This is a genomic window from Prevotella multiformis, from assembly GCF_018127985.1.
GTDB lineage: Bacteria > Bacteroidota > Bacteroidia > Bacteroidales > Bacteroidaceae > Prevotella > Prevotella multiformis.
Genome location: NZ_CP072358.1, coordinates 769,853 through 782,779 on the forward strand (window position 1 = coordinate 769,853; position 12,927 = coordinate 782,779).

The window sequence follows — 12,927 nt, forward strand, 5'->3', positions numbered from 1 at the left end:
GTTTCCAAAGTTTTCCCCTCCAAAGTTTTTCATCTTTCTTCTTACTACATACTATTTTGTGCTAAGTGATTGATAATCAGTATTACTTTGTAGTATAAGACGATACTACACATACTACTACATTTGGCTACTACAAGTTTGAAGGAGCGGGCAGGGTAGGATTTTCCTAATCTTGTAGACATAGATGGGGCTACCTCCGTTTCTTCGTTTGCTCACCTTTATGTATCCTGCTTTCTTCAAGGCTTCGCCCATACGCTTGGCAACAAGTGGCTGGTGGGTATAAATACCCAAATAGGTGAGTATCTCCGTAGTGGTCATTAACGAACAGTTTTCGTCCTCCGCTGGCTTTTCAAAACAACGCAACAAGAGTTCCATCTCAGCGGTCTGTACCTGAAAGTCTTCACTCTCCCTGTATAGTTCGGCTATCTCTTCATCGTCAAACCAATAGCGAAAGCCTGACTTTAACAGGGCTTTGGCCTCTGCATAGACATTATCCATTGAAATACGCTTGGCTTTCTCTACGTCTATGGATAGAATTTCAAAGGGCAGAAACCTTCTGCTGCCTGTCGGGTCTGTAAGAAAGTCATTGCCGTTCACTGATGCCACAAAGCTTGCCAAGTGGGGATGCTCCTCCACGTACTTGTCATACGGCATACGGTACTTGACCATCGGACAGGTGATGAGGTTTTTCAGCTCATTCTCGTCCCGCTTATTGAGGGCTTTTAGCTGGTCGTCTATGTTTACGATAAGGTTCTGACCGATATAGGTGAGTGTATCCTTCTCCTGTGGATATATCTTGCCCGTGTAGCTGTAACCATGCAGTGCTGGCGGACAGAGCAGGTCAAGGAACGTGGTCTTGAACTTGCCCTGCTCACCTGTCAGCACAAGGCAGGTGTGGTTGCGGCACTCGCGGTCGTCAATTGCGTTGGCGACCGCCGCCACAAGCCATTTGGTAAGATACGGCAACCATTTGTTAGAATTACGGACAACCACGCAGCTTGCCAAATTGGGAATCGCTTTCGGTGAAAAAGAAGACACATTACTATCCCTGCAACCGGCATCATCACAGCTACTGCTATCGCCTATATCTATCAATGGCAACCCTTTTAAATACTCCTGCACAGGATTGATGCGCGGAGAAAAACTGCTCTCGATGATAGAGTAGAGATTATCGGAAGAAGTTACGATGCCTTCATCGCAATCAAGTTCCCTGCGGAGCGTATTGATTTCATAACGACCGACTTTTGTAAATATGCCGCTGTTCCTACTTCGGTATTCGGTTCTACCCAATACTGTATTGTATCTGAACTCATAGTGTGTGGAGAGGTAGGTTTCTATCTCTGCGTTCTTGGATGAACTACCCCTGCGATGAGGATTTCTTCTGTTGTCTATATTGCCTGCATCTGCGTTCTTTTTCATTATTCCATTGAATTGGTTTCCAAGAGTGAAGTTAGGGTGAGAATGCGCAACTTCCAAGCATTCAGAGCCTTCTTGCATAATGTTGCGTCTGTATGCTGCAAAATTCTTAGGTAAACGGGCAGGCAAGAAGAGTATTTATCGCCTCATTAAGCAAAAAATGGATGACAGGAAAGATAGGTTAGTAGAAATACGGATGTCGTTGTTTACCCTCAGATGCACTCTTTTGCTTTGATTACCTTATTAACCTCAGTTGTGCAGTGGCAAGAACATCCATCTGTCTCTTTTGTCCTTGTTATAGCGTCACAAGCTGCCACTTGAATGAAAAGTGATGGAATAAGAAATGCCCGATATTAATTTTGCATAAGACAAGCTGCGCTCGGCAAAGGATAAGTGAACTTTCCTCTGCACTCGCTTGCATTGTCTTTGCAATGAAAGAAAAAAGACGGGGCAGGAAAACGCAAATGCGAACCGATGAAACGGATTGCTCTTTTCCCGATTGTTCCCGATACTTCCCTGCTGTTCCCCACGGCTTTGAGAGGTGTACGCACGCCATTATCTTTGCCGATGGAAACTGGAAAGACCTGAGACAACAAACAATATAAAATTATGAACTATTACATCATTACAGAAACCAATTGGGCAAAGCTTCGAGATGAAATCTTGAGCCTTGCCGAGAGTTGCCACAAGGCATTTGGAGAAAAAAGCAAGTACACGGACTGGCTGCACAACGGAGATGTGTGCCGGCTGCTGAACATCAGCAAGCGCACCTTGCAGCATTATCGTGATACGGGTGTGCTGCCGTTTACGCAAATCGGGCACAAGTGCTATTACAAGCGCGAGGATGTGGAAGTATTGCTCCTTACGAAATCGAACAAACCTAAAAACAAAATGATATGATGGAAACAGCAAAAGATTTGAACATGGAAACGGACGAGATGCAGCTGGTTGTCTCGGCATTGAGAGGTGTGGGAAAACGGATTGTGGAAGTGGCACAGACACACAAGCCACTCTTTGCAGGCGAACTTTTCCTCACGGGTAAGGAAGTGTGCGAGCGGCTGTATATCAGTCCCCGTACCTTGCAGGACTACCGAGACAGGAAGATTATTCCCTACACGCAGTTTGCAGGGAAGATACTCTACAAAGCTTCGGACTTGGAAAGGATGTTGGAGGAGAATTACTATTTTAAGTCCATTTGAGTTTAGTATTATAATTCGATTAAAAATACTTATTAATAAGTATTGCCAGTATAGAATTCTTCCCATACCTTTGTATCCAAAATTGAATTAATGATAAAAAATATCACACAGCCGCATAAAGGCAACAATAAAAGGAGCGTACTGTTTTTAAACAGTACGCTTTTTTTATGAACAAAATTGAACGATGTCCGTTAATAAAATAGTAATGAAAATATTAAAAGAAGATATAAGAAACAGAATTGTCACAGCTGCCCGCAATGAATTTATTAAAAATGGTTTTAGAAAAACTTCGATGCGAACAATTTCTGCAAAATCAGGAGTTGTCTTAGGTAATATATACAATTATTTTAAGACAAAAGATGATATTTTTTATGCTGTCCTTAGGCCTTTACTTGCTGTCTTGGATGGAAGGCTGTCCTCCTATCGCATAGAACCCAACAAAATAGACAAACTTCGTTTCTCTATACAAAGTCAAAAAGATTTGCTAAGAGAAACGCTTAAAATAATTTTCTTGTATAAAGAAGAATTAAAGTTATTGCTCTTTGAATCAAAAGGTACTTCTGTAGAATTTTTCCGTGAAAATTTTATCAAAGAACAAGTTGCAATAAGTAAAGAATATATTGACCAAATGCAAAAAGTCTATCCACAAATACAAACAAAAGTTTCGTCACTATTCTTTCGGATTTCCTCTTCTACATGGGTAACAATCGTCGGAGAGATTGTCTCAAATCCAGAAATCCGTAAAGAAGAGGCAAAACAGGTTTTGTCTGAATATATACGCTATAATACAGCAGGATGGCGAGAACTCATTAATCCATAAAATTATGAACAGATTATTCATCGTAACGATACTGTGTTTGTGTACAACAGTTTTGTCTGCCCAAAATATATTACGTGGGAAAATCATAGATAAAGAAACAGGACTTCCCATATCTGGGGCATACATATCAATCAAAAATACAAAACAGAAAACAGTTTCTGACAAGACAGGCAATTATCAAATTGACATTCCCTCAAATGGAACATGTATTGTTGAGGTTTCATTTGTTGGATATAAACGAGTAAGACAAGTCATTGTGTTAAACGGCAATATCACAAAAGACTTTTTCTTAGAATCATCAGCGAACGTCCTTAACGAAGTTGTGGTGAGGGGATCTTCCCAGCAGGCGGAAATAAACCGCATTCGGCAAAGTCCTATGGCTGTAACCGTAGTGGACGGATCCAAGCTGCGGGGACGTTCAAGCGGTATAGAAGAAATTCTTACACGCACGTCTGGCATCAAAGTAAGAAAGACAGGCGGATTGGGAAGTGCGTCGCGCATATCTGTACATGGTTTAGAAGGTAAGCGTGTCGCCGTATATATTAATGGTTTTCCACTCAACAGTCCTGATGGTTCTTTCGACATCAACGATATTCCAATAGATGTGATCAAATATATAGAGGTGTACAAGGGTATTGTGCCTGCAGAATATGGAGGCGACGGATTAGGAGGAGCCATCAATATTGTGACACGGGAGGATGAATGCGACTTAGTAGGATTCACGCAGGAATTGGCATCATTCGGAACATCCAAGACACTTGCAAGTGCTCAAAAGCTTTTTGCAAAGTCAGGCATATTATTTAATGTTGCTTTCTTTAAGAATAAATCCAAGAACAACTACACGATGTCATGGCCAGTATTCGAAACAAACCTGCCAGTCTCAGAATACAGAAAGGTAAGACGAAATAATGACTATTATGACGCAGACTTCTATCATGTCGGCATTGGTTTTAGAAAGCTATACTTCGATAAACTGGATTTGGAATGCGCCTTCTACAGAAATAAAAAAGGTATACAGTCTCTTAACTTTGATTCGCAGCATGCCTATATGAAAGGCTTTAATATAATGCCCACTTTGCATATAGAAAAAGACGACTTCATCTTTAAAGGTTTGGAAATGAAATCATCCCTTGTTATTCCTATTATACAAACGAGTCTGATAGACACAACAACAACAAGAAGACAATGGGATGGAACCATCACTCAGGCAATGGGGGAAACAGAAGACAATCTTCTTAATGAATCCCATAACCGGCAATTTGAATTACGAAACAAATTTAATTTAAAATATACATTTGGACAACATACATTCAACATAAATGATCAACTTGCTCTTTCGGACTACCGTCCTAAAGATGAACGCATGAATGACTATCTCGGGTTCGATCCTAGCTCGTTTCCCAGCAAAATGATTTCAAACAATATCGGACTCTGTCATTTGTATGCCTCTTCCAATCATCGTTTTCAGAATTCCTTGACGATAAGCATTTACTATCTGAAGTCAAAAATCTTTAGAACAAGCGATGCCTTGTCGAAAGCCCAAATGAAAGATGCATCAGCTCCCAAACAGACAAGTGTGAACAAAACGTACTACGGATTTAGTGAGGGAGTGAGCTATGAGTTTTGGAAAGGCGTGAGGGGAAAGTTCTCGTTTTCACACAATGTGAGACTCCCGGACACAGGAGAACTTTTCGGTAACGGAATGAGCATCAAGCCATCAGTGAACTTACTGCCTGAAATTGGAGACAACCTGAACGTTGGAACCATCATAGATACAAGAAATGTGATGGGACTTACCCGCATGCAGTGGGAAACAAACTTCTATTACATGTATATCCAAAATATGATAAGGCTTTTCCCCGCTGATATCCGTTCCATCTACACAAACTTGGGAAAGACGAGCACGATGGGATTTGATACCGATTTGAAAGTAGACGTGACACCAAACATCTATACATATTTCAATCTTACACTACAGGACATTCGAGACCGGCAGAAATGGTTAAACGATGCAAAAGGGACGGATAATCCCACATATAATAAACATGTACCCAACATACCGTCTTTCTATTTCAACTATGGTTTGGAGTATCATGCAGAAAATTTGTTGGGGCGAAATGAACTATCTAGAATTTATATGGATGTGTCCCATGTCGGAGAATTCGATTGGGGATGGCAAATGAGCACACTGTCCGACCAGCGTAAAAAATGGATTATCCCCTCCAACGATGTGTTTACCATAGGCCTTCAACAATCCTTTTGGCACAACAACATTTCATTGAGTTTCGAAGTTGAGAACATCTTTGACAAGGAGAACTATATGGAATTCAAGATGCCACTGCAAGGACGCACTTTTAAAACAAAATTGCGTTTTAATCTGTTCCGCGACAAAACATCGGGCGGAGCAATGAGTTTGTAATATATTACCAATTTAAAAACAAATAAAATGAAACATTATTTTTTAATTGCAACCCTTGTGTTGCTATCTCTTGTAGGTCTCACCTCATGCGGAAAGGACTCTCCGGACTTTCCTCCCTCTACAAAATCTGAAGTAGGATTTGTACACAGCGTAAACATCGGAGAAAACACATATATTAGCCTGTTCAAGGATTTGAGTGTTGGTTCACTCAATACAGACAACGCATTAGTGCTTCCGAAGGGGGCATTCACATTCGTGTATAAAAATAAGATATATGTGACAGACACAGAACACCTCTACAAGTACATCCCTAAGGGTGGAATCCTTGTTCAAGAAGGAAACACCATGCTATTTCCAAGTGGTGCAAAGGCCACATACATCACATTCTTATCCGAGAAGAAAGCCTACGTTTCTTGTCTTGGATTAGGAAAGGTGTGGATTATAGATCCGTCCTCCATGACAAAAACAGGAGAAATAGATTTATCTGGCTATTCCTTGGGGAAGTTGGCTGGCGACAATAATCCTGAACCATGTGCTTCCATCATCAGAGACGGCATCTTATACGTGACGCTCTGCCAGTTAAAGTCTGCCTACTCATGCGAGAAGGGAGCACATATAGCCTTAATAGATACCAAAACCGATAAGCCCATCAAAATGATTAGTGACCCTCGTGCTACAATGGCCTCCTCTATGACCCCCGCTGGGGACCCATTCGTGGACGAGAAGGGTGACATCTATTTCTATTGCGTTGCAATGTTTGGATACCAGCCTGGGGTCAAAGAAGGATTCTTGCGCATTAAGAAAGGGGAGCAAGACTTTGACAACTCATATTGCTTCACCCTTGCAGACGTAAACTTAGAAGGAGTAAAGGGGAACAGAACATCGTATGCTTATAATAAAGTGTATGGTGGAAACGGAAAGGTTTATGGATACCTTAACATTCCCGGAGCGGCAAGCAATCCACCTGACTACGTTCATGACAAATCATTTCAAGCCTTTGAAATTAATCTATACAATAAGACTTGCAAGAAGATGGATTTTTCTGGAACTGTAGGCTGGGCCACATCCATCTGCAAGTCTGGCAATAATATCATCTTCGGCATGTCAACAGACCAAGGCATGGGCTACTCTGTCTATCACATGGATGATGGAAGCTATGAAAAATTGAAGGTAAAGGTTTCCGGAGCACCCTATATGTTGCATGAGCTTAAATAGTTGTAATAGAATATTACTTATGATATTTATTGGGACATAACCCAACATCTAAAAGAATGTGAACTTCTTGATTAGAAACTTTAACCTCCTCAAAACAAGGAAAAGAGCTGTATCGTTACTCATTATAGGGTTTGATACGGCTCTTTTAGTTTATGTGTTATAAACTATAAATTCTCATGGTTGTGCTTTTAGTTTTTATACACTGTCAATTCTGTTTTAATAAAAATCTTTCTTTTGTAGTAGCGTAGTAAATAATTGAAAGAATATTCGTATATCAATAAAAATTTTTAATCCTTTTTCTTTCAACGTATTATACCTTATTGTAGTTATGTAGTAAGATATAATCAATGAAAGAAAAAGAAAATATAATCATCAGGTATCCGTCTTTCCTATTAAGAATATCGGTGTTATTATGGATGTAGGTTTCTGCTATCTCTGACATACATGTTTCCTGAAGAAGTGTGCTTCCATGCTGTCCAATTGATAAGACAAAGCGATGATGATTGTGAGCGGATAAAGCGGAGCATATCCTTTTAACAGTCCGTTCACGTAGACTTCCACCTCCCCTGCGGCCCTTTCTTCGGATTGTAGGGGATATGTTTTCAGAAGCAGTTGCAATCGATAATTGAGTTTCCTCCATGTTACACCGAAGAAACCAACGAGCTCACTCTCGGTCATGGCTATATCACCTTTGCCTTTGCGAATGATTTGCATATTATCGCCCCACTCGAAATAGCTGCGGTCTCCTTTTGTTTGATGATGATTGACATTCATACGGCTTCCTCCTTTGTTTCTTCTTTTTGATGTTTCCTTATCAACCTATCCATATCCTCCGAAATCTTATTGTCTGTCACCTGTGCATAGATTTGAGTACTGGATATAGAGGCGTGCCCCATCATCTTGGCAATGCTTTCGATAGGTATTCCTGCACTTAAACTCAGCGTGCCGAACGTGTGCCTTGCCATGTGGTAGGACAACCGCTCTCTGATACCGCAAGCCTTGCCCACGATGCTCAGCTTTGCACTCATCACGCTACGGCTACAAGCACAGTGAAAGATAAAGTCGTCGCCTTTTCCTTTCACCGTCTGCATTTCTTTCATACTCGGTTGTTCTTTCTTGCATTGATTGATGATGGCTTCCGCTATCGGGTGCAGGGGCACAATAAACTCCACCTTTGTCTTCTGCCGTTCCTTTCGGATATATTTCTGTCCGTCGGCTGCCGTTTGAATGTGTCCCGATTGCAAATGTTCCATATCAGCAATAGCCAAACCTGTAAAACAAGAAAAGATAAACATTCGTCTTGCCCGTTCTGCTTCCTTATCAATTACTCTCAATGCCATGAGTTTGGCAACATCGCTCTTTTGCAGAAAGCGTATCTTCTGTTCCGCTTTCTCATACTTGGCATTCTCAAAAGGATTACAGCGGATGAGCCTTTGACTGACCGCACGATACATCAGCCTACTCAGCCAACAAAGATAGCGATTCATGGTTGCTGTTGCCAAACCTCGCCTTTTCAGATAGAAACGGTATTCTTCAAACAAGTCTTCCGTTATAGTGGCTATGACTATATCCGTCATTCCCTTATCCTTTACAAACTCCGTAAGTAACTTATCTGAATAGAGAAGATTCTGATAGGTTCCCTCAACTCTCGATTTGCCCACGCACTCTTTAACGGATTGCAGTTCTGCTTTGCTCATGGCAAGAAGTGTTGTCGGCATGGTGGCTATCCCCTGCAAACGGTTCTTGAGCAGTTCCACGCTTACCACTCCGTCCTTTATCAATATCTCCTGATAGGTCTTTTCTACAAGCTCTCTGAACTCTGTAAGCTTTTTGTTTATTCTTTTGTCGGTAGTCTGTCCTTGTTTGGCGTTCCACTCTGTCGGCAGGCATTCCTCGCCTGTGGTTATGGCGGAACTCTTCCCATCTATGGTGATACGGCAGAGAATGGCTGTCTTGCCGTCTGCCTTTGTTTTCTGCCTGTTGATATAGAACAGCATCTTGAATGTACTTCTCATAATGGCTATCTTTATATGGTTAAACGTAAATCTTCGGTGAAAGAGAGGAAACGGTTAAACTCCTCAAAGAGTTTCTGCGGCGTAACCTTCGCATAACGTTCGGTCATACTTACATTCGTATGTCCCAGCATCTTGCTGACCGTTTCAATAGGAACGCCCTGTTCCAAGGTGATAAGCGTGGCAAAGGTATGTCTTGCGGTATGCGAGGTAAAGGGAAAAGAAATACCTGCCCGTAATCGCAAGGCTTTGAGACAGGACTGATAAGTGGGATATTTTATGAAAGGCAGTAGTACTTCCCTTTCATCGCTGTGCATTTTCTCAATTAACCGAACTGCTTCCGGCAATAGTTTGATACGACAAAGTACACCCGTCTTTTGTCTGTTGAACTTCAACCACAAACTGCCTGCATCATCACGGACAAGATGCTTCTTGCTTAGTTCCATCAAATCACAATAGGCTGCACCGGTATAACAGGCGAAGAGAAACACATCACGAACTGTTTCCATTTCCTCTTCCAATTCATCAAAGCGGAGTGCTTTGAGTTTATCCAATGCTTTTTTGTCAAGTGCCTTGGGTGCTTTCTTGTCTCCCCGTTCTATATGTACTTTATCAAACAGAAGCGTATCAGCCAGCCCCTCACGATAAGCCAGCCTGCAGACAGTCTTCAAATCGGCTGCTACTCTGAAAAATGTGCTTTGCTGATGCCCGAGTTCGCCAAGACAAAATGCTTGCAATTCGTAAATGAAGTTTTCTGTCAACTGTGAGAAAGCCAAGTCCGAAACATGGTATTTCTTCTGAATGAACTCCTGTAATCGTTTCCGAGTGGAATGATAGGCGGACATAGACTCTTCCTTGATGTCTATACCGATATGGCTTTCTTTCTCCTTGATGAGCATATCCAACCTTTCGATGAGCATACATCTTGCCTGTACGCTGCCTTGAAACTGTTCTTTCACATTAGCTGCATCAAATGGCTGTCCTTTGGCAATTAACGACTGATAGGCAGATTGAATGGAAAGCAACAAATTCTCCAATCTCCCATTAATCTCCACCGCCTCACGGCTCTTGCCATCTATCCTGCTCTCACGTAAATTCCACAAGTCGGGATTGCAGGAGAGTTTACAACTGAACTGGGCAATGGAACGCCCAATGGTAATACGTCCCATAATCGGAACTTTCCCCGACTTGTCCAAACTGCTCTTTTTAAGGTAGAGCAACACCTTCATTTTCTCTTGTTTCATACGCTTTAATTTTTATGGGCAAAGTTACCCAAATTAAAGCGTTCCTCACTTATGCAGAAAACTGCCGACCACAGCAACAGCCACACGAGCGAAAATAATTCAGTTACCGAACATTACTTCATCGTTACCTATCTCAAAATCAGGTAATGCTTTGGTAACTGAACTTCTGCCTAAATCTGCATATTTCTGCCCTTTACAAATAGAGCAGTATTATGCCAATTCGTGTATTTCCTCCTCATTATCAGTTAGTTTACATCAATTTCGATATTTCTTCTTTTTCATTGATTAGTTACAGTTTGAAAATAAATTTGCTTAACTCCAATGTTGGTTGACACACGATTCTCTTAAGTCAGAGTGTTGTTGTCATTAGCTCGGTCGGTGTCAGAATCAGCTCGGTCGGTGTCGGGAATCAGCATCGCAGTAAGTCAGGTTCATTCCTGTCACCGTCCCACAGATAGCAAGATAAAATGACCGACCTGCACGAAAAAGAATTGCTGCACAGCAACAAACCCCAGATTGACTTTTTATGCCCCTTGAAACATCCCTCCAAACATCTCTCCCTCCTCACCTCTGACATTCCACCATATTTCTCTCTGACACCTCTCCATATTCTCTTTTGGCATCCATCTATATTTTACGCTGACATCCCATCATATTTTCCTTTGGCATCCCTCCGTGTTTTTTTCGGCATCCATCAATATTTTACGCTGGCTTCCCGCCATATTTTCCTTTGGCATCCATCTATATTTTACGCTGACATCCCATAAAACCCCTCTGGCATCCATCCACCTCCGCTTCTGATGCCCATCCGAATTTCACCCGAACCGCCCACCGGTTCCCACCCGGACACCCATTCAAGTTCCTTCTCAACAGCCTTCCGATCTTCACCCTAACATCTTAAAAAATGCCTCTGACCTGCCTCCCGTTTTCATCCTGACATCCCACCAAAATCTCATTCTGTCCTTAGCCTTGTCTTCAAAGAAAAATATTTACTAAAAACACACCGTATTCTCACCGTCCCCAACTCGACCGCAATCAAATCTCCCGGCTGGTAAGCCGCACACCCTCCGGTCGTCCAACGAACTTCACCCGACCTCTCTTGCCGGCTACTATATGCTTACCTTGTCTGTTATAATGCCATTTTTCACTTTTTTGTCGCCGTTGTCCACCTTCCTCACAAGGCGCATTAAGACCTGTCTTGTCTACCCTGTCCGGCACCTTCCTGTCCGTACTTGGGAGCAAAAACAGATGGTCGTCACGGACAAAAACATATATATGTAAAAAACATTTATAAATCTGTCCCCCTATCTAAATGCCGACTCGATTCAATATTTCAATACTTTAAAAAATATTCAAAGATTCACATAAATATATATAGATATAATTTTATTTGAGCATTTTCATATAAACATATTTTTAACAGACAACATAAAGCATTTATATATTTATATTTTCTTACACATAAGCAAATAAATAATTTTTTATATCTTTATATACTATTGCGAGAAAACAAATAAAATTCAAAAATCAATGTTTATATAAAGATATACTATTGAGAAAAAGAAGGAGTAGATAAAGTTGGAATAGAGAAAACAAGAAAAAAATCTGAAAGAAAGAGAGGAACCATCCAAGCATATTGACAAAACAAGAAGACAGGAAAAACAGTGAAAAGAAAAGAAAAAAGGGGATAAACAAGGGAAACGGAGAAATACAGATATAAAATATTTTCATACAAAAAAAGAAAAAAAACCAGGATAGCTGAGACCGAGGATAAGAATACCCAGCCCGAGAGAGAACTCCACCTTTCTGCAGGACACACACATCTGCAAACAAAACACAACACCACATGATGTCCAAAACAAACAACAAAGCAAAGGAAACAGACATCAGAGGAGCAGTGGGGAAACAAGACGGCAAAATATGTAGTTCTCTCCCATTCCATCGAATCCAAAATAAAAAATGTGAGAAAAGAGACAACACATCAACCGCCGGTTTGGGACTACTTCCTCTACCGACAACTGAAACCGCCTGAAAAAAAGGACACTTACATCTTGCTCTATCAAAGAAAAGCAACATCCTGTCATACAAAAAAGGAACGGTGAGAGCCACAATCATCTGTAATACAAATTTTTAAATATTTATATGAAAAAATAAAGGTTTATTTAAATGAAATTATTTTTATGTAAAAAGAAGTCAAACGATGTCCGGCACAAACCAACCGCCCACCCAAGCGAAGGAGCCACAAATTGAAAAAGAACAAACACAAGAGAAACATATTTTCCGCTTCAAAGCATCGGAAAATAAAAACGTCAAAGTGGATTTGCACCAAAGATGATCTGAAAGATTGACTGATTCCATCGGGAACACAAACGCACAACAAACAAAGAAAGCATAAAGAAAATCCGTAAAGAAACACTGAAGAACCTTCCAGATTGAAGATAGAGAAAACGAAACAAAAAGATTCACCCGGCATCCAGAAAGAACAAGAGGAAAGAAGGTAAACGTCTGCTAATAAATAATATCCATTTTTATATATTAATATATCAAAATAAAAAAATCAAAAGGAAACAGAACATGAACGGTGAAGGGAAATACCAAAAAG

General features: G+C 40.9%; 9 protein-coding genes. 5 read left to right on the top strand and 4 right to left on the bottom strand.

Annotation, left to right across the window (positions count from 1 at the left end):
* Nucleotides 1–117: 117 nt before the first annotated feature.
* Entirely contained in the window at nt 118–1,554 is a 1,437-nt protein-coding gene (locus J4864_RS09380; RefSeq protein ID WP_211815408.1) for a virulence-associated E family protein, read from the bottom strand.
* Nucleotides 1,555–2,025: 471 nt separating this feature from the next.
* Between J4864_RS09380 and J4864_RS09385 the strand changes: the two genes are divergently transcribed.
* The 5 genes from J4864_RS09385 (at nt 2,026) to J4864_RS09405 (ending at nt 7,069) form a co-directional block, all read left to right on the top strand.
* Nucleotides 2,026–2,316, top strand: coding sequence for a helix-turn-helix domain-containing protein (locus J4864_RS09385; RefSeq protein ID WP_211814682.1), 291 nt, complete (start codon nt 2,026–2,028; stop codon nt 2,314–2,316).
* Entirely contained in the window at nt 2,313–2,615 is a 303-nt protein-coding gene (locus J4864_RS09390) for a helix-turn-helix domain-containing protein (RefSeq protein ID WP_211814683.1), read from the top strand. The genes J4864_RS09385 and J4864_RS09390 overlap by 4 nt, the downstream gene beginning before the upstream one ends.
* A 184-nt stretch (nt 2,616–2,799) precedes the next feature.
* Nucleotides 2,800–3,435 (top strand): TetR/AcrR family transcriptional regulator, encoded by a 636-nt coding sequence (locus J4864_RS09395; protein WP_211814684.1) that lies wholly within the window; start codon nt 2,800–2,802, stop codon nt 3,433–3,435.
* A gap of 4 nt (nt 3,436–3,439) precedes the next feature.
* Nucleotides 3,440–5,854 carry a TonB-dependent receptor gene (locus J4864_RS09400; RefSeq protein WP_211814685.1) on the top strand — a complete coding sequence of 805 codons (2,415 nt, stop codon included), beginning with the start codon at nt 3,440–3,442 and terminating at the stop codon, nt 5,852–5,854.
* 27 nt (nt 5,855–5,881) lie between these two features.
* On the top strand, nt 5,882–7,069 hold the full coding sequence (locus J4864_RS09405) for a YncE family protein (protein ID WP_211814686.1): 1,188 nt from the start codon (nt 5,882–5,884) through the stop codon (nt 7,067–7,069).
* Between the two features lie 429 nt (nt 7,070–7,498).
* Here J4864_RS09405 and J4864_RS09410 read toward each other — a convergent pair whose 3' ends face one another.
* Genes J4864_RS09410 through J4864_RS09420 form a run of 3 tightly spaced genes read right to left on the bottom strand, consistent with a single transcriptional unit; the run spans nt 7,499 to nt 10,325 of the window.
* The gene (locus tag J4864_RS09410) at nt 7,499–7,843 is read right to left on the bottom strand and encodes a hypothetical protein (RefSeq protein ID WP_211814687.1); all 345 of its coding nucleotides are present in this window, start codon (nt 7,841–7,843) and stop codon (nt 7,499–7,501) included.
* On the bottom strand, nt 7,840–9,084 hold the full coding sequence (locus tag J4864_RS09415; protein WP_211814688.1) for a site-specific integrase: 1,245 nt from the start codon (nt 9,082–9,084) through the stop codon (nt 7,840–7,842). The genes J4864_RS09410 and J4864_RS09415 overlap by 4 nt, the downstream gene beginning before the upstream one ends.
* An 11-nt stretch (nt 9,085–9,095) precedes the next feature.
* Nucleotides 9,096–10,325, bottom strand: a complete 1,230-nt coding sequence (locus J4864_RS09420; RefSeq protein ID WP_211814689.1) for a site-specific integrase — start codon at nt 10,323–10,325, stop codon at nt 9,096–9,098.
* Nucleotides 10,326–12,927 lie beyond the last annotated feature (2,602 nt).